This window comes from Gilliamella sp. B3892, assembly GCF_026536305.1.
In the GTDB taxonomy this organism is placed as follows: domain Bacteria; phylum Pseudomonadota; class Gammaproteobacteria; order Enterobacterales; family Orbaceae; genus Gilliamella.
On the sequence record NZ_JAFNOK010000003.1, the window covers coordinates 191750 to 215560 of the forward strand.

General features: G+C 36.6%; 22 protein-coding genes. 7 read left to right on the forward strand and 15 right to left on the reverse strand.

Annotated elements, in window-relative coordinates; translation table 11 throughout:
• Positions 1-222: 222 nt before the first annotated feature.
• Genes J3U74_RS05140 through J3U74_RS05160 form a run of 5 tightly spaced genes read right to left on the reverse strand, consistent with a single transcriptional unit; the run spans position 223 to position 2149 of the window.
• Positions 223-606 carry an EamA family transporter gene (locus J3U74_RS05140; RefSeq protein WP_267328658.1) on the reverse strand — a complete coding sequence of 128 codons (384 nt, stop codon included), beginning with the start codon at positions 604-606 and terminating at the stop codon, positions 223-225.
• On the reverse strand, positions 606-962 hold the full coding sequence (locus J3U74_RS05145; protein WP_267328659.1) for an EamA family transporter: 357 nt from the start codon (positions 960-962) through the stop codon (positions 606-608). The genes J3U74_RS05140 and J3U74_RS05145 overlap by 1 nt, the downstream gene beginning before the upstream one ends.
• A complete protein-coding gene (gene zur, locus J3U74_RS05150; RefSeq protein WP_220218937.1) occupies positions 950-1384 on the reverse strand; it encodes a zinc uptake transcriptional repressor Zur in 435 nt (144 codons plus the stop codon). The genes J3U74_RS05145 and zur overlap by 13 nt, the downstream gene beginning before the upstream one ends.
• Before the next feature lie 23 nt (positions 1385-1407).
• The gene (locus J3U74_RS05155; protein WP_366518654.1) at positions 1408-1686 is read right to left on the reverse strand and encodes an RnfH family protein; all 279 of its coding nucleotides are present in this window, start codon (positions 1684-1686) and stop codon (positions 1408-1410) included.
• Positions 1682-2149: a type II toxin-antitoxin system RatA family toxin gene (locus tag J3U74_RS05160; protein WP_267328660.1), complete on the reverse strand. Its 468-nt coding sequence runs from the start codon at positions 2147-2149 to the stop codon at positions 1682-1684. Before J3U74_RS05160 ends, J3U74_RS05155 begins: the two co-directional genes overlap by 5 nt.
• A gap of 33 nt (positions 2150-2182) precedes the next feature.
• On the opposite strand from J3U74_RS05160, the gene smpB reads away from it, so the two are divergent.
• On the forward strand, positions 2183-2665 hold the full coding sequence (smpB, locus tag J3U74_RS05165) for an SsrA-binding protein SmpB (RefSeq protein ID WP_220218934.1): 483 nt from the start codon (positions 2183-2185) through the stop codon (positions 2663-2665).
• A gap of 27 nt (positions 2666-2692) precedes the next feature.
• Here the strand turns inward: smpB and J3U74_RS05170 are convergent, their stop codons facing one another.
• Genes J3U74_RS05170 through J3U74_RS05180 form a run of 3 tightly spaced genes read right to left on the reverse strand, consistent with a single transcriptional unit; the run spans position 2693 to position 6131 of the window.
• Entirely contained in the window at positions 2693-3697 is a 1005-nt protein-coding gene (locus J3U74_RS05170) for a LacI family DNA-binding transcriptional regulator (protein ID WP_267328661.1), read from the reverse strand.
• A 14-nt stretch (positions 3698-3711) separates the two neighbouring features.
• On the reverse strand, positions 3712-4830 hold the full coding sequence (locus tag J3U74_RS05175; RefSeq protein ID WP_220218932.1) for a glycoside hydrolase family 172 protein: 1119 nt from the start codon (positions 4828-4830) through the stop codon (positions 3712-3714).
• Between the two features lie 56 nt (positions 4831-4886).
• A complete protein-coding gene (locus tag J3U74_RS05180) occupies positions 4887-6131 on the reverse strand; it encodes an oligosaccharide MFS transporter (RefSeq protein WP_267328662.1) in 1245 nt (414 codons plus the stop codon).
• A gap of 357 nt (positions 6132-6488) precedes the next feature.
• Between J3U74_RS05180 and J3U74_RS05185 the strand changes: the two genes are divergently transcribed.
• The 5 genes from J3U74_RS05185 (at position 6489) to J3U74_RS05205 (ending at position 12960) form a co-directional block, all read left to right on the forward strand.
• Positions 6489-7766 carry an MFS transporter gene (locus J3U74_RS05185; RefSeq protein ID WP_267328663.1) on the forward strand — a complete coding sequence of 426 codons (1278 nt, stop codon included), beginning with the start codon at positions 6489-6491 and terminating at the stop codon, positions 7764-7766.
• A gap of 93 nt (positions 7767-7859) precedes the next feature.
• Complete coding sequence (locus J3U74_RS05190) at positions 7860-8777, forward strand: GntR family transcriptional regulator (protein ID WP_220218929.1); 918 nt, start codon at positions 7860-7862, stop codon at positions 8775-8777.
• Between the two features lie 112 nt (positions 8778-8889).
• The gene (locus J3U74_RS05195) at positions 8890-10329 is read left to right on the forward strand and encodes a tagaturonate reductase (RefSeq protein WP_267328664.1); all 1440 of its coding nucleotides are present in this window, start codon (positions 8890-8892) and stop codon (positions 10327-10329) included.
• Positions 10330-10356: 27 nt separating this feature from the next.
• Positions 10357-11373: a zinc-binding alcohol dehydrogenase family protein gene (locus J3U74_RS05200; protein ID WP_416379754.1), complete on the forward strand. Its 1017-nt coding sequence runs from the start codon at positions 10357-10359 to the stop codon at positions 11371-11373.
• Between the two features lie 69 nt (positions 11374-11442).
• Positions 11443-12960 carry a UxaA family hydrolase gene (locus J3U74_RS05205; protein WP_267328666.1) on the forward strand — a complete coding sequence of 506 codons (1518 nt, stop codon included), beginning with the start codon at positions 11443-11445 and terminating at the stop codon, positions 12958-12960.
• A 171-nt stretch (positions 12961-13131) separates the two neighbouring features.
• Here J3U74_RS05205 and J3U74_RS05210 read toward each other — a convergent pair whose 3' ends face one another.
• From J3U74_RS05210 to J3U74_RS05235, 6 genes are all read right to left on the reverse strand, one after another.
• Complete coding sequence (locus J3U74_RS05210) at positions 13132-14457, reverse strand: glycoside hydrolase family 28 protein (RefSeq protein ID WP_267328667.1); 1326 nt, start codon at positions 14455-14457, stop codon at positions 13132-13134.
• 122 nt (positions 14458-14579) lie between these two features.
• Positions 14580-16082: an MFS transporter gene (locus tag J3U74_RS05215; protein WP_267328668.1), complete on the reverse strand. Its 1503-nt coding sequence runs from the start codon at positions 16080-16082 to the stop codon at positions 14580-14582.
• A gap of 94 nt (positions 16083-16176) precedes the next feature.
• Complete coding sequence (locus J3U74_RS05220; protein WP_324099745.1) at positions 16177-17676, reverse strand: altronate dehydratase family protein; 1500 nt, start codon at positions 17674-17676, stop codon at positions 16177-16179.
• Positions 17677-17689: 13 nt separating this feature from the next.
• A complete protein-coding gene (locus J3U74_RS05225) occupies positions 17690-19153 on the reverse strand; it encodes a tagaturonate reductase (protein ID WP_267328669.1) in 1464 nt (487 codons plus the stop codon).
• A gap of 48 nt (positions 19154-19201) precedes the next feature.
• Complete coding sequence (uxaC, locus tag J3U74_RS05230; RefSeq protein WP_267328670.1) at positions 19202-20614, reverse strand: glucuronate isomerase; 1413 nt, start codon at positions 20612-20614, stop codon at positions 19202-19204.
• Positions 20615-20687: 73 nt separating this feature from the next.
• Positions 20688-21950, reverse strand: a complete 1263-nt coding sequence (locus J3U74_RS05235) for an MFS transporter (protein ID WP_220218921.1) — start codon at positions 21948-21950, stop codon at positions 20688-20690.
• A gap of 239 nt (positions 21951-22189) precedes the next feature.
• Between J3U74_RS05235 and exuR the strand changes: the two genes are divergently transcribed.
• Positions 22190-22966 carry a transcriptional regulator ExuR gene (gene exuR, locus J3U74_RS05240; protein ID WP_267328671.1) on the forward strand — a complete coding sequence of 259 codons (777 nt, stop codon included), beginning with the start codon at positions 22190-22192 and terminating at the stop codon, positions 22964-22966.
• A 135-nt stretch (positions 22967-23101) separates the two neighbouring features.
• Here the strand turns inward: exuR and lolA are convergent, their stop codons facing one another.
• Positions 23102-23695: an outer membrane lipoprotein chaperone LolA gene (gene lolA, locus J3U74_RS05245; RefSeq protein ID WP_267328672.1), complete on the reverse strand. Its 594-nt coding sequence runs from the start codon at positions 23693-23695 to the stop codon at positions 23102-23104.
• Positions 23696-23811: the final 116 nt, after the last annotated feature.

Here is a 23811-nt window from a genome sequence, read left to right on the forward strand (position 1 = left end):
TTCACGGCAATTGGCTTTTATAGCTTGCTTTTCAAGCTAGAGGTGAGCTTTTTTATTTTTTAAGACAATCTTATTTTCATCTACAATATAATTCATTCTAAACTCTGAATGCTATTATTTTTAACCTTTTTCACGGCAATTGGCTTTTATAGCTTGCTTTTCAAGCTAGAGGTGAGCTGTTTTATTATTTAAGATAATCTTATTTTCATCTAACGTAAATAATTAAGATGATCGCTGTAATCTTTGTTCCGCTAACGCCAGAAAAACAATACCGATAATAATAAATAATGCACCGACTAAGCGTATACAGGTGATTTGTTCATCAAATACCACAACTGATACCAGCATCACGGTCACCACTTGCAGATGCGAAGCGGCAAAAGCAGGACCAACCGGGGCTTTTTTTAACAACACCATCCACGTCATAAATGCGCCTGTGTAACCAAGCATTACCACATATGCCCAGCCGTTGGTAAATATTCGCACTAACCAATCAAAACTTATTTCAAATGGCAGTGCAGCAATTGCCGTTAATTTAAAACTGGTTTGACCAAAAGTATCAAAGAAAAGCAATAAAATAAAACCGATGATATAAAATTTCTTCATTAATTAAGTCCAACTAATACCACTCCGGTTGTGATAAAAAATATACCAATAAGTCGAAAGGCGGTTAAGTGCTCTTTGAATAGTATACGCCCGGCCAGCATTACCGTAATCATATTAAAGGAACCTAATAATATACCTTGAGATAAAGGAACTTCACTCAAGAAAGCCAGCCAAAAAATAAAACCGATAAAATAGCAACCAAAGCCAAGCCATAGCCAATAGTTACAAAACAGTCGATGCCAATAACCAATCCCTTGCTTATGTTTAGAGGTCATTGCTGCATATTTAAAAGCAATTTGACCTACAGTATCACAGGCGAGATTAATCAACCAAAGGGCAATAATTAATGTTGACACGATTGACAGATTCCATGAATTTCAAGCACACTGTGTTTAATTAAAAAGTGGCTTTGTTGGGCTAATTGTTTAAGTTGCTTCTCGATATCCTCGGAGTGTTTTTCAATAATTTGTTGGCATTTATCACAAATAAATAAAATTGAAATATGCTCAGGATCATGAAAATGGGGGCAAATAATATAGCTATTTGATGATTCAACTTTATGAATAAATCCGTGTTCTAATAAAAACTCAAGCGCACGATAGATAGTGGGGGGTTTTGCTTGCGGTTCACTGACTTTTAAAAGATCCAATAAATCATATGCACTCATTGCTTTATTTGCGCTTAACATGATATCTAAAACTGTTCGACGTTGCGTTGTCAGCTTAATACCACGTTTTTTGCACAAAGTTTCAATCTTTTCAATTAGCAGATTATGCATTGGGTTCCCTTCACTTCAAATCATTATTTTTTTAGTGCTGCTCTTGCTCGTCTTATCTCTTTAGGATCATTAATGAGTGTGCGATAGATTTCAATACGGTCACCGTCGTTAAGCTGATCAGTCAGCTGACAACGTTTTCCATAAATACCGACTAAATTCTCATCCAATTTTATCCCACAGATAGATAAGATATTGGATTTTGTTATCGCTTGCAAGACATTAGTTTGTTTATCAACCGTACATTTAATGATTGTCGGATTATTTGGTAAAGCATAAACAACTTCAATCGTTATCATTTTAATATATCTGCCTTGCTCTTTGTGAAAACGCATTGACCATATTGGTCATCACCTCTTTAAAAACCGGGGTAAAGGTCAAATCTAACAACTTATTTTTAAATTCAAAATCCAAGCGAAAACTGATTTTACTCCTGTTTTGCTCAATAGGGGTAAATAGCCATTGTCCGGTCAAGTGCTTAAATGGCCCTTCTAACAGTGTAAGATCTATCGAATTAGGTTCATTGAGCTGATTTAAAGTAGTAAACGATTTTTTAAAACCAAACTTTTCAACTTCAATAAATGCAGCAATAATATTATCTTGTTTTTTAATAATACCCGATGCGATACAATCAGGAACAAATTCGGGGTATTTAGCAATATCATTAACCAAAGCGAACATCTGCTCGACAGAGTAAGGCTCGACCACCTCGTAAAAAACTTGCGCCATAATAATAAAATTCAAATTTAAAATTAAAATTAGTGACATATAGTATCACGTAACTTTATAATAACGCACACTATGACAAAGAAAAAATCACATAAGCCGGGTTCGGCAACAATTGCATTAAACAAACGCGCACGCCATGAGTACTTTATTGAAGAGGAAATTGAGGCGGGGCTATCCCTGCAAGGCTGGGAAGTGAAATCACTACGTGCTGGCAAAGCTAACATTAGTGACAGTTACGTCCTACTTAAAGACGGCGAAGCGTGGTTATTTGGTGCAACCATTACACCTCTTAATGTGGCATCTACCCATGTAGTTTGTGAGCCAATGCGCACTCGAAAACTGCTGTTAAATCAACGGGAGTTAAACGCTTTATTTGGGAAAATCAATCGTCAAGGCTACACTGTTGTCGCCCTGTCTTTATATTGGAAAAATGCTTGGGCTAAAGTAAAAATTGGCGTGGCTAAAGGTAAGAAAGAGTACGACAAACGCACCGATATCAAAGAGCGTCAATGGCAAGTTGATAAAGCACGTATTATGAAAAATGCCAATCGCTAATCGCATGATTGCCGTATTGGTTATTGTTTAATTCTTACGATAACGTATTATTTTCGGTTTAATAAACATAGCGTTATCTTTTAACTCGTTAAAATTTAATAACCGATTAACGACATTAACACAAGTGTTAACCATCGATTCAAAATCTTGCGCAATCGCATCAATCGGATAATACGAATAATCAAGATAAAGATTATAGTCGTAAGAACATAAACAGATCTGCTTAGGATCAGCTTTTACCGCAACCAAATAATTGAGCACCTCTTGCAGTAAATTACCCGACGGCGTAAATATCGCTTTAGGCAAACGCCCTAATTTTTGATGAACACATTTGAGCAGTTCATAACCTTTATTAGGGCAATAATCATCACTTACAATCCAATCAGGCTTAACCGATAATCCGGCACGTTCAAGCCCTAGCTTAAACCCGGCAAGCCTAGCTTGAATTGAGGTAAGTTGAATGTCACAACCGATAAAATAAAATTCATCTAACCGTTTGGCATAAGGCTCAATCAAATGTGCAACTGACTGTAAAGCTTCACTGGTGATAAACGGTATTTTAGTGTTATAAAGATATCTGTCAAAAAACAGAACGGGCGTATTTTGGTTGATATCAACATAAAACTCATCACTATCTAAAGAGGTCACCACAATCATTGCATCAACTCTGCGCTCAACTAAATTTTGAGCTACTTTGATTTCAACTTCTTTATTATAGTGACTACAGGTAATAAGTAACTGGATATTTTTTTGCCGAAATGCCGCTTCCAGATGATGCAAAAACATGGAGAAGAAGGAATTGGACATATCCGGCACAATTACCCCAACGGTATTGGTACTATTAGCTTTAATTAAATATTGACGGATATGAGATTGATTACTGTACTGCTCAGCAATCGATAACACCCGTTGCCGGGTTTGCGGAGAGATTCGATATTTTTTATCCCGTTTATTAAAAATATGACTGACGGTCGTTGCCGACACGCCAGCCAAACGAGCAATATCATTGATCTTTAATTTATTACTCGCCATACATCACCTTCAAATTAGCGTGGAGTACGTTGTTGCTTATTCAAAAATGGGGGATTGTGATTTTCTGACGGATTTTGATACCAATAAGCAACACTAGCAATATCATCACATCGTTCATACAATCTTATATCATCATTACCTATTTGTTGAAAAGCTAACTTAATGTTTTTATGAAATGCAATCGGATCGGGCAGATGCCAGCGATATAAACCATGTGAAGGTAAGCCATCATCACCAAAACCATGCACCGGATTTGAATCACCGGTTTGGAAAAAGTCACGAGTTGCATCCCGATTAGTTTGATATGGATAGCCCATAAACAGTGTTTGGAAACACTTCGCTTTAGGTCTACCTTGACTATCACGATTATGAAAAGCCCAAGCACCACCAAAATAGTCCTCTGAGCCAGTAGAGTGTTGAGTTGGATAATCGCTATCATCATCCAGATAGAATTTAAACTCACCTTCCCCCCACCAATAACGCTCAAGTGCAGTTAAAGCAAGGTAAGTGCCGACATAATAACCATGTCCTTGAACGTTATCAAGTATTACGTAATCTTGCGCATAATTGGTGATGCGTTGACGGCGCCACTGGGCATGAAAATACAACGGTTGTTCAAACGGTTTAGGCATTAAAGCGTAATTAACAGTAAAAAAGAAATGTTGCAGATCAGCTTCATGCTCATTTTGAATTTCAATTCTGGCTTTCTTATTAAATGGCATTCTAAAGTAGCTGTTAAATCCACCGGTTGGATTTACCACGATTGGCAAGGAGTTAATATCACATCTAGCGCCAAAACCATTACAGAAAAAATCGCCTATCGGGCTTTCAACCGACGGCACTTTTTCATCATCCCAATAAATTCGAATCACCACATCACGTAACACAAAACTACCCCGATGTGTTCTATCCGTTAGGGTAAACCACATGTGGCGGATTTCACCGGGGCCGTTAATCTCGGCAATTGTCACGGTTTGACCGGCCGGAATTGAAATGAACCCTTGTCCTTTACGGCTAGGACCTAAAGCACTGGCTTTCATGCAGGATTTACCTTTTTCACCTGTCATGTTTTCCGGTGAAATTGTTCGGGTTTGTTCAAAATTAAATTGGGTTACTGAATTAAATATGTTCATTTTGCGTCCTTAATATGTTTTATCAAATACTATTGATTAAATTACAAATTTTTTGCTTAATTACTTTCGTTTTCAATTTTGTCTGATTTTCTATCACGACTTAAAAATGCCACAGCAAACAGCATGAAGCCTAAAACTACTAAACCTAAATAGTTAAATGTTGTCGCTGCGCCCTCTGTGTCATAAAAATTACCCACAAAGGTAGAAAATAGTATTACGCCTACTGATCCGGCTACTTGATAACCAATTAAGAACACGGTAGCTGACAAGCGAGCATTAAAATTATTATCAATATATTTAAACACTGAGACTAAAATGGTTGAGATCTCTAAACAGTGCATAAGTTTTATGATTGAAATAATGGCAATACTTTCCACATGACCCGTTAAAAATATTCGCGTTGCCGAAATAAATGCCGCAAAGATTAAGGCATTTTTAGCTCCCACTTTGTTCACAACAAATGGCACACAAAACATTACCGCTGCTTCTAAAAAGACTTGAAATGAATTCAACATACCGTATAAACGATAACCGTCATTGACATCGGTAAATTGCTGAGTAAAAAAGACTGGGAATAATTGTTGGTCATAAATGTTGTACAAGCTGTAGGTGCCCAGTACATAAATAACAAATATCCAAAACTTTTTGAGTCCAAATACTGAAATAATTTCATTAAAACTTAATTTATCTTTCTTCTGGAATACGGCTGCCGATGATTTGCTTAAATCTGGTTTGAAATTCAGATTAAGTATCATAAAACAGATACCCACTGCTGAAGCTGCCCAAAAGTTAAGATGAGGATTAATACTAATTAATATACCGGCGATAAAGGTACCCACCGCATAGGCAATACACCCCCAAGTGCGGCATTGTCCAAATTCAAAATTAAAAGCACGGCTGATTTTTTCACAGTAAGAATCGATTAAGCCCATACCGGCAACCCAACCAAAACCTAAGAAGAAACTACCAAAGATTACACCAACATAAAAATTGTGTCTTAATAGCGGTTCATAAACATAGATCAATGCAGGTGCGGCACAAGTTATGATGATACTTTGAAACCAAATTAGGTGTTTTTTCAAGACTAATTTATCTTGATAGACACCATAAATAATCATGATAATCAACGAGATAAAATAGTTAAAAGAATAGATAATACCCGTCTGTTTTGCCGTTAAACCAATCTCTTTACTAAGCCATATTGCATAAAAGGAAAAAACAAAACTACCTGCTGCGTAATACATAATGCTATAAAACGAAGCAAACCAATAAGTCGGTTTTTTATAAAATGCACTTGTCATAATTTATCCTTAAAAGAGTGAACCATTACAAACGAGTATGAAGAGCTAAAAATTTAGCTTTAAAAGATTTATTGGATAAATGTGATCAACATCAAAGTTATTTTGAAAGGTAATGATGATGTGCAATAAGAAATGACATCAAAGATTAAAAACAAATAAAAAACAGAAAAATATTATCCCTACCACAATCAAACAAACAATTCCTTATCTGAGTGAATTTTTTTACTACTATCAATATGCCATTTGAATGAAATAGAAGTTACTAATTCACTTGGTACCTTAATTAACATTTTCAATATTAAATTAAGATAACTAAATGAATATATTATTAAATAATTTATAAAAAGAGGTTTTTTTATGCCTAAAAAAAATAGTCGTATTCGATTCCATATAGCCATACTGATGTTATTTGCTATTGTAATTAATTATTTGGATAGAACAGTAATGTCCGCTGCTGCTCCAATTATTGCTACTGATTTAAATATTTCTCCTGAAGCAATGGGCTGGATAATGTCAGCGTTTTTCTTAAGTTATGCTCTTTGTCAAATTCCTGCTGGCTTTATTGCTGATCGTTTTGGTCAAAGGAAAACACTCGCAGGTTCAGTGACTTGGTGGTCGTTAGCAACGGGTGCAACAGCACTAGCAACCTCCCCTATCGGTTTCATCTTTGCTCGTGTATTTATGGGAATTGGTGAAGCTGCTGCATATCCTTGTAACGGAGGCATTACCGCGAAATGGTTTCCCGATAGAGAACGAGGTCGTGTAACAGCTTTATTTGATAGTGGCTCTCGATTTGGCACAGCATTTGCCATGCCACTGGTTGTTTGGATTATAGCTTCATTAGGATGGCATGCAGCATTTTTTATTTGTGGCGCATTAGGTCTTGTTTGGGTTATTTGGTGGTTATGTGTTTATCAAGATCCTGAACAACATCCTAGTATTAGTCCTACAGAATTGAAATATATTCGTGACGGCCAAATAAAAAAAGAAGGAATCGATAAAGTACAACCAATGAAATGGTATCAATTACTAAAATACCGTAATGTGATAGCGATGTGTATAGGCTTTTTCATGCTTAACTATGCTGTTTATTTTTTCATTACTTGGTTTCCAACTTATTTAATGAAAGAACGCGGTTTAAGTTTAACCGAAATGGGATTTTTAGCTATGCTACCACCTTTATGCGGCATAGTTGGTCAATGGATTGGTGGATGGTTAACTGATTTTATCTACATTAAAACCAATAATATTAATCTAGCTAGAAAAATAAATTTAGTTGGAGGAATGTTAATTGCGACTTCCATTTCGCTTGCCGGGTTAGTTGATTCAATTACTGTAATGATGATGCTACTTTGTATTTCATATATTGGGCTTGCCTTTTCTGGTTCAGCCATTTGGTGTCTTCCTGGCGATATTGCTCCGCGAAATATGACATCTGTCTTAGGTGGTATCCAAAATACTGTCTCAAATTGTGGTGGTATTTTAGGTCCAATCGTAACGGGATATATTATTGGAGCAACAGGTTCATTTATGTATGCCCTAGTCGTTTCTGGTTGTGCTTGTGCTATTGGTGCACTTGTATATTTACTTGTATTAAAAGATATCAAACCTATTACAGCCAATCCATCTATTTAATAACTATAAATTTCGTTAGAAAATTCTATCAAAAACTTTGATAGAATTTTCAACAAGTTAGTTTGTTATAATTAAATTACTGAGAAATGTAATATGAGTAGAAGTCAAACATTAAGACAAAATACTATTAATCAATTTATTGATTGCATCAACAATAATATATTATCTTTTCCTTTACCTTCTATTTCAATTCTAGCTGAAGCTTTCAATGTTAGTCGAACAACCATTCGCGCAGTATTAAACTATTTATGTCAAATAGGCATTTTACTGTTTGATAATAACCAATACCATTTAGCTCGTGAACCAACACAAAAGGATAAAATTTCCTGTATTTTCGAAAAAAGATCTATACAAGATAAAAAAGTTGAAACTTATTTTTACCATTTAATTAATAGTAAAAAATTATTACCGGGTGATCATTTTAATGAAATTCAACTCGCAAAAGAAATTAACGTTAGTCCCATTGTGGTTCGTGAGTTTCTGCTACGTTTTTTACATTATGGACTTATTGATAATGTTAAAAAAGGGGAATGGGAGTTAGCCACATTCGATAAAAACTATGCCGAAAAACTATATGAATTTAGAAGTGTTTTAGAAATTTTTGCACTAAAAGCATTTTTGGCCCAATCTGACAATCATATTAATTGGATAAAAGCACGAGAGTTACTACAACGGCACAAAAATCTTCAACAAAATATACAAGATGAATATAAACTTTTTTCAACACTAGACCGTGATTTCCATGAACTCATTTTATCGTGTAAAGAAAATCGTTTCTTTTTGCAATCATTTGATTTAATTTCCGTTATATTTCATTTTCATTACCAGTGGGACAGTAGTGATCTTAAAGAAAGAAATAGTATTGCTGTATCAGAACATATTGCAATTTTAACTGCAATTCTACAAAAAAACGAACCACTCGCCATTGCAGCGTTGTGTCGTCATTTAAATACAGCTAAAAGATCAATGCAAGAGTCAATTGGACGCGCATTAGCTATAAAAAACAGATAAAAAACAAAAAACTTATATATTCAACACGAAATAACTAAAAAAATACATACTACATTTTATCTTCTTCTATAGTTCTCTTTACTTACTAACAATAATTAAAGAGAACCATCATATGTCAAAACAATTAAATAGATCCAACTTCCCCGGTCCAATTTACCCTGAAAAAATACTTCAATTTGGTGAAGGAAATTTTTTAAGAGCATTTATAGATTGGATTATTGATAATCTAAATGAAAAAACAAATTTCAATAGTGGTGTTACTATTGTTAGACCTATTGATACACATCAACCATCTATCAATGAACAAGATGGACTTTACACGACTATTATTCGGGGACTGAATGAACAAGGTTGCACAATTGCTACACCGCGAATTATTTATTCGGTTAATCGAGAAATACTAATATATCAAGACTATCAATCCTATTTAGCTTGTGCTGAAAATCCTGAGTTGGAATTTATTTTTTCAAATACTACTGAAGCAGGTATTGCATTTAGTGATAAAGATAAAGCTACAGATCTACCTCCAGCAACTTTTCCTGCAAAATTAACCTGTTTTTTACACCATCGTTTTAAATTTTTTAAAGGCCAAAAAGATAAAGGCTTGATTATCATTCCATGTGAACTTATTGATTATAATGGAGAAAAACTGAAAGAATTGGTTCTGAAATATGCTAAATTATGGCAATTAGATCATGATTTTACAATATGGATCAATGAGTGTAATACCTTTTGCTCAACTTTAGTTGACCGTATTGTGACAGGCTATCCAAAAGATGAAGCAATACAACTTGAACAACAACTTGGTTATCAAGATCGTTTTTTAGATACAGCTGAGTATTTTTATCTGTTTGTTATTCAAGGTCCACAATGGTTAAAACAGAAATTAAAATTAGATCAAGTCGACCTAAATATTTTAGTTGTTGATGATATTAAACCTTATAAAGAAAGAAAAGTAGGTATTTTAAATGGTGCTCATACTGCGATGGTGCCTGTTGCTTACCTTGCTGGGTTGAAAACCGTTGGCGAAAGCATGGATGATCCGCAGATTGAAACATTCGTTAAAAATTTAATTAATCAAGAGGTGATTCCAATTTTATCTTTAGATAAAGAACAATTAGTACAATTTGCCGATGAGGTTTTAAAACGCTTTAGAAATCCATTCATTAAACACGAGTTAATGTCAATTTCATTAAATTCATTAACAAAATTTAAAACTCGACTACTGCCACAATTACTAACATATAGTCAACGATTTAACAAACCACCAAAGTATATTTCGTTTTCCTTAGCTGCTCTTATTGCTTTTTATCGTGGCCAATACCAAGGTCAAGCTATTTCATTAACTGATGATGCTCATTTACTAGAGAAGTTTAAAGAGTGGCAACCACTTTATCAAAACGACGTAAAAACACTCGTCTCTAACGTATTAAAAATGACTGATCATTGGGGACAAGATCTCAATAATGTTACCGGATTAACTGATTTAGTGACTAAAAATCTGGAAAACATTTTAGCTCAAGATATTAAAAATTATATTCCAAACAACTAAACAGCAGGAGTCAAACATATGACTAAAATGAAATATATTGTTATTCCAGAACCAGGAAAAGTTGAAGTCAAAGAAATGGAAAAACCAACCTTACAAAAAGGTGAAGCAATCCTAAAAGGATTATATGGTGGTATTTGCGGTTCTGACATGGGAACGTATAAAGGAACTTTTCTTTATGCAAGCTATCCACGAATCCCTGGTCATGAATTTTCAGCCGAAGTGGTTGAAATAGATGAAAATGATTACGGTATCAAAAAAGGAATGATTGTTACCGCCAATCCTTATTTTAACTGTGGTAAATGTTATTCTTGTCGACGCGGTTTTGTTAACTGCTGTACTGGCAATCAAACTCTTGGCGCACAACGTGATGGTATTTTCAGAGAATATTATAGTATGCCAATTGAACGTATTTATGATGGTAAAGGATTAGATGCATTAACCCTATCAATGATTGAACCATTTTGTATTAGTTATCATTCAATTCAACGAACGTCAGTAAAAAAAGGCGACAAAGTATTAGTTGTTGGTGCTGGACCTATTGGTTTATTTGCTGTCATGGCTGCAGTTTTAAAAGAGGCTGACGTATATGTAAGTGACGTCATGCAATCAAGATTAGATAAAGCATTATCATTAGGTGCAAAAGGTGTTATCAGAACAGATAAAGAGAATTTTGAAGAAAGAGTAAAAGAGATTACCCAAGGTGATGGTTTTGATGTTTGTATCGAATGCGTTGGATTACCACAAACTTTCCAAAATTGTATTGATGCAGCAGCTTACCGTGGTCGTGTAGGTCTAGTTGGAGTAAGTAAACAAAAATTAGATTTTGCTTTTACACAAATTCAAACTAAAGAGTTAGATATTTTTGGTTCACGTAATGCACTGAAAAAAGACTTTATCGAATTGATTAATTTAGTTAGTTCCGGAAAATGTGATGTTAAAAAAATCATTACCGACATATACGAATTGAATAATGCCGAAAATGCTTTTAAAGAAATGCGAGATGATCCAAGTAATCGACTTAAATCAGTAATAAAGATAGGTTAACTAAATAATTATCTCTCAATTATTCCGCTACTAACAAGTAGCGGAAAGTGTATTTTTAGGAAAGAGTTCATGAAAAAAATAATTAAAATCAATGGTAACGATAATGTTATTATTGCATTAGAAACATTATACCCAGGCGATAAAATAAATAGTGAGCTATTAAAAGATAATCAACAAATTACTGTTTTACAAGAAATTCCTTCAGGTCATAAAATAGCGATTAAACCGATTTTACAAGGTGAAAACATCATAAAATATGGTTTTCCCATTGGTCATGCATCGCAAGCTATTCAAGTTGGTGAACACGTTCATACTCATAATGTTAAAACCAATCTTGGTGAACTTGATGAGTATCAATATGAACCTGTTGCTAGTCATATTTCATCATCACTACCGGATAGAGATGTGAATCTTTATCGCCGAAAAAATGGTGATGTTGGTATTCGTAATGAACTTTGGATTATCCCAACCGTTAGTTGCGTTAATGGTATCGCGGAACAAATTCGTAAACGATTTTTATCAGAAATAGCAAAAGATATTGAGCTAGATCACGCTTTTTTTGATGGTATCCATCTACTTTCACATCCCTATGGTTGTTCGCAATTAGGAGCAGATCATCAAACAACTAAAACTATATTACAAGATATGGTCAAACATCCTAATGCTGGTGGAGTATTAGTCATTGGTTTAGGATGTGAAAATAATCAACTCTCAGCATTTAAAGAAAGCCTTGGTGAATATGATCATGAGCGAGTCCGTTTTATGATTTCACAAGAAGTGGAAGATGAAATTCAACAAGGTGTGAAGTATTTACTCGAAATATATCAAGTAATGAAATTAGATCGTCGCCAAACTGGTAAGCTTAGTGAACTTAAATTTGGACTTGAGTGTGGGGGATCCGATGGATTATCTGGCATCACAGCAAACCCATTATTAGGCAAGTTTTCTGATTATGTAATTGCCAATGGCGGAACTAGCGTTTTAACCGAAGTTCCCGAAATGTTTGGAGCAGAAACAATCCTAATGTCTCATTGTATTAATTCACAAATTTTTGAAAAAACAGTAAATATGGTAAACAATTTTAAAAAATATTTTATGACATATAATCAACCTATTTACGAAAACCCTTCTCCAGGTAATAAAGCAGGAGGAATTACAACACTTGAAGACAAATCATTGGGCTGCACCCAAAAAGCAGGTAATAGTAATGTTATTGATGTATTAGAATATGGTGAAAGACTCAAAAAATCAGGTTTAAATTTATTATCAGCTCCGGGAAATGACGCTGTTGCTACGGGTGCATTAGCTGCAGCTGGTTGTCAAATGGTATTATTTTCAACCGGAAGAGGCACCCCATATGGTGGTGTTGTACCAACTGTAAAAATTTCAACTAACTCAACACTTGCCCAAAAAAAGAAACACTGGATCGATTTTGATGCAGGGCAATTAGTTAATGGAACACCGATGGAGAAACTTCTAGAGCAATTTATTCATTTAATTGTGCAGCTTGCAAACGGAAAACAAACCTGTAATGAAATAAATGAATTTCGTGACCTATCAATCTTTAAAAATGGAGTAACTGAATAATTTTTTTAAAGTCCAAATCTGAAAAAAATAAAAAATCAACCCAATAAAATATAACAATATTTTGATAAAAATAATTTTTTCTTATCAAAGTAATGAATAAAATAAGGTTATATTGAATTAATATTAATCCATAAAAAAATAACCGCTATTTAGCGGTTATTTTCAAACACATTATTCAGTTTTAAGTCCAAATAACTGCCCATTTTGTTTGACAAATGATTGATTAACATGCACATCGGTACAATTTTTTACATAGAGTGGATCGCAAACCACATTATCAATAATGACATTATTCAATAAAACAGAGTTGGCATTTTCAATAAAAAAGCCCTTGCCTGCCTCCGGTTTGACATCTTTAAACATATCAACTTCGCCGGCTTGTGCATCTATTTGCATTGAAATGCGGATATTATCAAACGAAATATTGGCAATTGGCGATTCGGGAATCCCATATAAAAAGCCGGCATACGCCCGAACATTTTTAGCGATAATATTAGAAAAACTGATGTTATGACAAGCTGGCGTATCTTCACTTACCGGTAGTGGCTGTTTATTCCAGACAATCGGATCGTTGCCTTTTGGACCACAATAATAGTAGTAGTTCATCACAAACGGCGATAACACTTCGTCCATTACAATATTACTAAATGTGATATCGGAAATAGTACCACCACGACCACGGCGAGTTTTAAACCTAACGCCACGATCGGTTTTTTGAAAGACACAGTTACTGATAGTGATATGACGAATAGAGCCACTCATTTCACTGCCTAACACCACCGCACCATGACCATGAATCATATTACAATTGGTAATTAAAATGTTTTCACATGGGCTTTTATCCGCTGTCTGCTCTGTACCGGCTTTAATGGCAATACAATCATCACCAACATCGATATAACAATTGGAAATTCTCACATTACGGCATGATTCGGGATTAATGCCGTCGGTATTAGGTGAATCAGCCGGATTAAAAATCGAAATATTATCCACCACCACATTATTTGATTCCATTGGATGCACTGTCCAGCTAGGTGATTGCGTTAAAAATAGTTTTTCAATCGTTATGCGCTGGCAAAAATCAAACCCAATCAAATATGGTCTTGGATAACGAAGATTTTCCCGCTGTTGACGAAAAACCTGCCACCATTTTTGCCCGTTACCATCTATCTTACCGCCACCGGTTAAGGTGACATTTTCAATACTGTGTCCATAAATACAAGGCATATAGACATCTTGCTTCACCCCTTCCCAACGTGAATTGACAATTGGATAATCGTTCACATCATCAGAAAAGCGTAATGTTGCGCCTTGCTCAATATGTAAGGTGAGATGACTACAAAGTTTAATTGCGCCAGTGTAATAGGTGCCCACTGGCACAACAATGGTTCCCCCACCCTGCTTTTCAATATGTGCGATTGCTTTTTCAAAAGCGTGGGTATTTAATGATTTTCCGTCGCCAATCGCGCCAAAATCTGTCACTGATACTCTCGTCATTATTCTGTCCTTCCTACTGTCGGTTTATAAACGGCAAATTAAAAACTTAATTGCCGCTTAGCACTTATTTTATTCATAACAGGATCGGCGTTAACCAATCCCGATAACTGCTATAATCGTTATTAATGTGATTGTTTATAACCAATATTGTTATGACCAAAACATTTTTCATAAGCAATCCCGGTTAGATCTTCTACCACTTTTTTGGTTTCTGGCGTGACATCTGCCATTTTGCCGCCATTACGAACTCGAGCAACTTCGTTAATAATAATCGAATGGGTCGCATGATCGAGTTTCATTTTCCAAGCGAAGCACGCACCAATTAAAGCCATACCAATTACACCATAAAGAATAATGCCATTTATTGCCGCAATGGCGCTTTGTGGTTGAACATGTGATTTAGATTCAAAGCCATATGCACTCAAAATAACGCCGAGGACAAATACAATAGACGCTCGAACTAATTTACCGGCCATGGTCATGGCACCGGCATAAACGCCTTCACGGCGGCGATCGGTTACCACTTCATCAACATCAGCCAAAAAGACATAAACGCTCCATGGAATATAATATACGCCCCCTGTTCCTAATCCAAACCAGATAGTAATACCAACTACTATCCATGTGATATGCGGTAAGTTGAGATAATAGATACCCACATAACCAATCATCGACGAAATAACGATAAGCAGCGCAATGATAAATGGTTTTTTAAAGCCTTTTTTAGCGCAATACATCATAAAAAATGCTGTTGAGACTAACTGACAAATACTACTTAATGAATTCATCTCCGCCACAAATGAGCGTGGCTCACCGAGACTAAATACAATAAAATAGGTAAAGACGGCAGTAAATAACCACTCAGCCCCAAAACCAAATAGATACATACCTAAATGCGTTCTAAAGGTCTTAATTCGAAAGGTTGATAAAATGTCGATGAAAAGTTTTTTAATGGCTTGCAAAAAGCTATGTACCGATTCATCTTTGACTTGATCTTTAGGCTTTTCCCAACTATTACAATAAAGCAAAATTAACGCCGACATCATGATAAGCGCATAAGTGATACCGGTTAATAAAAAAGGGGTTGCCGATTCTTTACTGTAAAAATAGAAATAGATGCCCGGTATCGCAGCACCTAAAAAGTTAGCTACTTTACCAAACATGGCTTTAGAACCGGTTAGGTAAGTCCGTTGTGAAAAGTTTGACGTCATCTCTACAGGCAAAGTATTAAATGGAATCATGATGCTGGTATAGATGATCTCAAATAAAATATAGCTGACTAAGTAGTACCAAAAACCCATACCCTCAATCCATAACATGGGGTAAATGGTCATTAACGGTATACCAATTAAAATAAAGAAACGACGTCGCCCAAAGCGCTGCCCGATTTTAGTTTGATAAAAATTGTCTGTGATAAAACCCATTAATGGATTAAGTATCACATCTAAATAAGTGGCAATTGAAAATATTAAGGCTGCTTGCACAACACTTAACCCACAAAAAGTGGTGTAAAAGTAGAGTAGCCATGCGCCACTTATTGCCAGCGCGCCGCTACCGATTAAATTACCACTGCCGTAAGAGAATCTTACTAACCATGTAATTTTTTTCTCTTTTTTGTCATTCATAAATGATCCCTATAGTATTTAAAAAAAACAGTGCCCCCCATCAAGTCCCGAAGGACTTAATGTCACTATTAACTAACAAACAATTAATTTATGTTTAGAGGGTTACGCCACTTTTTAAAATGGCTAAATTTTTAAAGTTATTTATTTCATTGCGTGTTTTATTTCCGTTAGCAATTTGAACAATATGCTCGATAAATTCTGTTAATAAATTTTGCATTGAAACGCCTTGAATCAGTTTTCCGGCGTTAAAATCGATCCAATTGGCTTTCTTTTCGGCTAATTGGGTATTGGTAGCAATTTTGACAGTCGGCACAATGCCGCCATAAGGTGTGCCTCGCCCCGTGGTAAACAGTACCATATGACAACCCGCCGCCGATAAAGCCCCGGTCGCCACCGCATCATTACCCGGTGCGCTAAGTAAATTTAGACCGGTTTTGGTTAAACGTTGCCCATATTTGAGCACATCGATAACTTCACTTCCGCCCGCTTTTTGGGTACAGCCAAGTGATTTTTCTTCAAGCGTGGTAATACCACCTGCTTTATTACCCGGAGAAGGGTTTTCATAGATAGGTTGATTGTTGGTAATAAAATATTGTTTAAAATCATTGATCATGTGCACGGTTTTATCAAAAGTCGATTCGTCAACACAGTGCGACATCAAAATATTCTCAGCGCCAAACATTTCCGGAACTTCGGTCAGCACACTTGTCCCACCATGCGCAATCACATAATCAGAAAACAGCCCAAGCATAGGATTGGCCGTAATGCCGGAAAAACCGTCTGAACCACCACACTCTAAACCGAATTTCAGCTCGCTTAAACGCCCTGCTTCTCGCTTATCTTGCTTCATTATGGCGTAAAGTTCGGTTAAATGGACAAGCGCCGCTTCGATCTCATCGCTTTCTTGCTGCGCAATAAGAAATCGGACACGTGAAGAGTCATACTCGCCTAAATCTGCCTTAAATTCGGCAACCTGATTATTTTCGCATCCCAGCCCAATCACCAGCACCGCACCAGCGTTAGGGTGTTTGACTAAATCTTGTAAAATGATTTTGGTATTTTGATGATCTTGCCCTAATTGAGAACAGCCATAAGGGTGTTCAAGCACAGTAATGCCGTCAATGTCTAACTGATGATTCAACTGCTCACAAAACTGACTGACAATTTGCTGAGCAATACCATTAATGCAAGTAACTGTTGGGATGATCCAAAGTTCATTGCGGATACCCACTTCACCATTTTTGCGCCGATAAATTTGCACTTCTCGATCGGCAATAGCATGTAAGTTATCGCTTTTTGCTAAACTGGGTTGATATTTGTAATCATCAATATCACTCAAGTTGGTTTTTAAATTGTGTGAATGAATATGCTCACCCGCTTTAATCGGGCTGGTTGCATGCCCGATTGGTAAACCATATTTAATAATGTTTTCACCTAAGCCAATATCGTTAAGTGCAAATTTATGCCCTTGCTTTATCGGCTGTTTTAAATCGATATGATGCTCGTCGATAACAATATCTTGCTCATGCGCTTGCAAATCGGATAATGCCACAGCGACATTATCCATATTATTTATTTTTATAAATTTAATCATGATATTGCTCATTTTATTTGCTATCAGCCACACATTTTTCCATTGCCTTGCGCATACCTTGTTCGGTTATTACCGTTAAATATTGTGTTAGGGTTGATGCTAGTTGAGCAATAGCCAATAAATCCTGTTCCCAATGTGCACGATCACTTAAGACTTGTTCAACTAACTGGGCTAATGTTGCTTTACCTTCTGCTACATCTTGCCAAGCTGTACTAAAGCGTGTTAGCCAAAGCGCATCATCTTGTAATGGATAGTGCTGGTTATCTCTCACACCTCGATAAAAGGCGATTAATGCGGCAAACGAGAACACCAAATGCACAGGCAATTGCCCTTTGTGTTTTTGATAGGCGATTAATTGCGGCAAGATACGGGTTTTAAATTTTGTCATGCTGTTTAAAGCAATTGACATTAGTTGATGCTCAATAAAAGGATTTTTAAATCGACTAATCACTGAATTAGCAAAATCGACCAACTCTTGATGTGGTAAATCTAACACCGGAATAATCTCATCAAAAATCGTTGCTTTGATATAAGATAAGATTTGCGGATCATTCATTGATTCACCCACCGTATCAAGACCTGCTAAGTAAGCGACCGGCACTAAAGCAGTATGTGCGCCATTTAAAATAGCCACTTTTCGCTCTTTATAAGGCTTAATATCATCCACGATTTTAATGTTCATGTTACATTTATCTAACCGTAGCGCTTGAGCCAACCACTGCGGACCTTGAATCACAAACAGATAAAAATACTCTGCCGAATCGATAAAGTCGTCTTGATAACCTAATTCTTGCTCAAGTTCATTGATTTGAGCTTTTGGGTAGCCGGGCACAATGCGATCAACTAATGTTGAGCAAAATAGATTGTCATTTTCCAGCCATGCAATAAAGTTGTCTGACAAATTCCACTTTTTAGCATATTTTAAGACTAATTTTTTCAGCGCCTCACCGTTATAATCGATTAGCTCACAAGGAATAATAATCAAGCCACTGTCTTTACTGCCGGCAAAGTGATCAAATCTTTCATATAAAAATGCGGTTAATTTAGCCGGAAAACTGCTAGCCGGTCTGTCGGTCAATTGATCACTTTCCACATAACTAATACCGGCTTCGGTAGTATTTGAAAAGACAAACTTAATATTGGGATCTTTAGCTAATTGAAGATACTCATCATATTGAGTATAGACATTGATTTCGTTATTGACTGAACGAATCATTCTAAACGCTTTTACCGCCTGATTTTGTTCATTTAAGCCACGGATTAACGTGGTATATAAACCATCTTGCGTATTTAACGAAGGTGGAAAGTCGGTATTTAATGGGCGCACAACAACCACGCCAGCGTCAAGATCGGTATTTTCGTTCAGTATATCTAATTGCCAATCTAAAAAGGCGCGTAGAAAATTACCCTCGCCAAACTGAACGACTCGGGTGGTATATTTTGCGCCGGGAAAATCATTTCTATTTAATTTTTTCATTACTATTATTGCTCTTATTTTAATTTCACTCGTTTGGATGATCGTTTGTTAATTGAGCTCGATACCAAAATAGTTTTTGGCATTATCAAAGCTAATGTTTTTCACCATTTGGCCTAATAACTCGATATCACGAGGTGCTTCGCCGTCTTCGACCCAACGACCAACCATACGACACAAAATACGTCTAAAATATTCATGACGAGTATAAGAAAGGAAACTACGACTATCGGTTAACATACCGACAAAACGACTTAATAAGCCTAGCTGGGCTAATTGAGTCATTTGACGAATCATGCCGTCTTTCTGATCATTGAACCACCAACCGGAACCAAATTGCATCTTGCCGGCAACGCCTTCACCTTGAAAATTACCAATCATGGTGCCAAGAACTTCGTTATCAGAAGGGTTTAAACAATATAAAATCGTTTTTGGTAATGCATTTTCTTTCGCTTGTGCATCCAACAATCGAGAAAGTGGCTGGGCGACAGGGGAATCATTGATTGAATCAAAGCCGATATCGGCGCCCATTAAGTTAAACATGCGAGTATTGTTATTGCGCAATGCGCCGATATGGTACTGTTGTACCCACTCACGCTTGTTATATTCAAAACCTAAAAAGATAAGCACAGCGGTTTTAAATTGTGCGACCTCTTTTGCACTTAGCTCACTACCGGCAAGGCGCTTAGTTAAAATCGCATCGAGCTCTGTTTCGCTCGCTTGCTCATAAACCACCGTATCAAGGGCATGATCGGATACTTTACAGCCGTGAGCGGCAAAATGGTCCATACGTTTTGAGAGCGCTTGGCAAAGTGATTGGAAGCTTGAAATAGCCACATCGGCCACGGCGGATAGTTTTTCCATATAAGCAGCAAAAAATGGCGAATCGATATTAAACGCTTTGTCCGGACGCCAGCTAGGTAACACTTTAATGGTAAACGAACTATCTTGCGCAATTGTTTTATGGTGGGCTAAATCATCGATAGGATCATCAGTTGTGCCAACCATTTTAACGTTCATTTTTTCCATAATGCCACGTGCGGAAAATGCTTTTGTTTCAAGCATAGCATTACATTGATTCCAAATTGTTTCAGCCGTTGCAGGGGAAAGTAAGAGATTATCAATGCCAAACGGACGTCGAAGCTCTAAATGTGTCCAGTGGTATAACGGATTACCAATGGTATGTGGCACAGTTTGCGCCCACGCTTTAAATTTTTCAAAATCGCTAACATCACTGCCGGTACAATATTTTTCAGCAACACCATTAGTGCGCATTGCTCGCCATTTATAATGATCGCCTTTCAACCAGATGTCATACAAGTTTTTGAATTGATAATTTTGAGCGATCTGCTCCGGTGGTAAATGGCAATGATAGTCAAAAATAGGTTGATCAGCGGCATAATCATGATAAAGCTGACGAGAAAACTCAGTATCCAGTAAAAAATCTTCGGTTAAAAAGCGCATATTCATCTCCAAAAACAGTGTTTAGCAATTCGATTGCCAATCGATTAAATGATTGGCGATTTGATTTAATTAGTTATTGATTGGTTGTTGGGGCTTTTAAAATTGTCCACACCGCTACCGCAGCTAAAAGATCAAGACAAGTTAAAATCACAAACAACGGACTAAAACCGACCGTGTCGGCAAGTGCCCCAACAATCAAAGCAAAAATCGTACTGGCAAGCCATGCTGCCATACCGGTAAATCCATTAGCGGTGGCAACTTCGTTCCGACCAAAAACATCTGATGACAGGGTAATTAGGGCACCGGATAAGGTTTGGTGAGCAAAGCCGCCAATACAAAATAAAATGATAGCGATATAAGGATCGGAAAACAGCCCCATAAGGCCTGGCGCAATCATCAATACAGCGCCGACAGTGACCACACATTTACGTGAATTCACTAAGCTGACATTAAAATGTTTTTGAAAAAACGGCGACATATACCCGCCTAAAATACAGCCTAAATCGGCAAATAACATTGGCAACCAAGTAAAAATCGCAATCTGTTTTAAATCAAAATGATAAACGGTGTACATAAATAAAGGGATCCATGCATTAAATGTTCCCCATGCCGGTTCGGCTAAAAAACGAGGTAAGGCAATCCCCCAAAAGCGGCTGGTGGTGAGAATTTTTTTAGCGGGTAACTTTTCTTTATTGGATGTTTGGTGACCAGCTTCTTGACCGGATAATATATATTTTTGCTCTTCAGCAGATAGATATTTTTGTTCGGTTGGGTGTCGATAAAGAGCAAACCAAAATAGCCCCCAAATAAAACTTAATAAACCACAAATAATAAAGGCTAACTGCCAACTGTGTAAGAAAATTGCGCCGGCAACCAATGGTGGGGCTATCATCGCCCCGACGGATGAACCTAAATTAAACCAGCCAACGGCAATCGATCTTTCTTTAGCCGGAAACCATTCACTTGTCGCTTTTAAGCCGGCTGGAATCATTGCCGCTTCAGCAGCACCGACAGCGCCACGTGTTATAGCCAGCCCAAGCCATCCGGTTGAAAAGGCGGTGCTGATGCAAAATACCGACCATAATAAGGCAAAAACCGCATAACCAACGCGTGTCCCTAACAAATCCAAAACATATCCGGCAACCGGTTGCATTACCGTATAGCAAGCTGAATATGCAGCAACAACATACGAATATTGTTGGGTGGTTAACCCCATAACATCTTTAAGAACTGGAGCGGCAACCGCAATCGAGTTTCGAGTTAAATAGCCAAGTATGGTTCCAATCGTAACTAAAGCTATCATATACCAACGCAGATTTTTTATGGTTTTTAACATCTTTACTACTCCTAAATCGACAAACATTCTGGCGCATATTAACATGTATGACAACTAAAAAAGTTGACATACATCACAGATTTTAATGATAACCTTAATATTTAAACGGTTATTTTTTTATTAAAATCGTTCAACAACATACTGTTTATTCGAAAAAATTCAGGCAATATTATTTAACTCTAACCGATTAGATGTTATTTTAAGATCCTTGATAACTTAAACCTTTTAGCAAGATAATTATGACCCAAGAACAAAACGAACATCAGCGGCTCTATCAAGTTATTGCCAGCGAGCTTAAAAAGCGAATAATCAATGGTGATTACCCTGTCGGCAGCAAACTGCCGTCGGAAAGATTGATATGTGAAGAGCTTAAAGTAAGTCGTTCAGTTGTGCGAGAAGCAATTATCATGTTGGAAGTGGAAGGTTATGTCGATGCACGTAAAGGGTCTGGCATACATGTAATAGCCAACACAGTACAAACCGATATGTTACCCCCGTCACAAGGGTTAAACTTCTCAACCACAGGTCCCTTTGAACTGTTGCAAGCTCGTCAACTGATAGAGAGTAATATTGCTGAATTTGCCGCAACGCAGATCACCAAAGATGATATTGTTAAGCTGTTAGAAATCCAGCACAATGCGAAAAAAGAAGATCACTATCGTGACTCCAACTGGGATTTAAAATTTCACACCCAAATCGCCATGATAACGCGCAATACTGCTTTGATAACCATTGTTGAAGAGGCATGGCGGCAACGGATGTTAAATCCGTTATGGAAAAAGCTACATGAACATGTACAACAACAAGATATTGATAGCTGGTGGGATGAACATGATAAGATTTTAGAAGCACTGATTAACCGTGATCCTAAAGCGGCCAAATTAGCCATGTGGCAACATCTGGAGAACACCAAAAAAATGTTATTTGATGCAGCAAGTGAGGATTTTGAAACCAAACGAGATCACTATCTGTTTTCCGATAACCCTGTTGTGAGTATTAATGAAAAAGATCATTAAACGGTGACAGTGAGTGTATCAAATAGCCATTTTAATTGATTAAATGAATAAAACATCATTTAGCTTTAAGTTGGGGCTGTTTGTTAGCACTCGCCCCAAATGTTTAATTTAGTCAGCATTAGCTAGTTATTACCATTAACGCTGATCATCAACTGTGACACCGCCAGGCACAACAAGTTTAAATTTATCCGCATTAACTATCCCTAAAGTTTGGTTAGATAAATCATAAAAACTGCGTTGTCCGTCTTCTTCAATAACGGTGAAGTCAGAAACCATACCGGTCGGCAATACCGAAATAATAAAATCTTTTTTTGAACCATCGATTGCTTTTAAGGTAAATGAATTTTGCTTGCGTTTCACTTGATAGGAATCCCAAATCGCATTATGGCTATCGGTAAGAAGTAACATTAAACGATTATCGACCGAATTTTTTAAATTTAACAAGGTAACTTGTTGGACTGCAGGAGTATATATCCACATATTTTTACCGTCGGAAATAACGATTGTTTCATCCGGTTCTGTCATTGTCCAATTGAAATAATAAGGTCTGTTTACCCATAATTCACCTTTACCGTCTTGTACCGGTTTATTATCGGCGGTTGTCACCTTTTGCGTAAATCGGGCAGAAAATCCGTCAATCTTATTTAACCGTTGTTGTAATAATTCCTTATCGCCTGCAAATGCCGACACACTAACGAATAACCCTATTAAGAATAAAAACTTTTTCATAAACAATCCTTCTATTTTCGATCCGGTATCAATGGTTAACTCATAAACAACTGCTGAATAAGCTCAAAATATTACCGTTTTTCTGTCAGTGGGGAAAGATATTTTCTTTTCTTTTT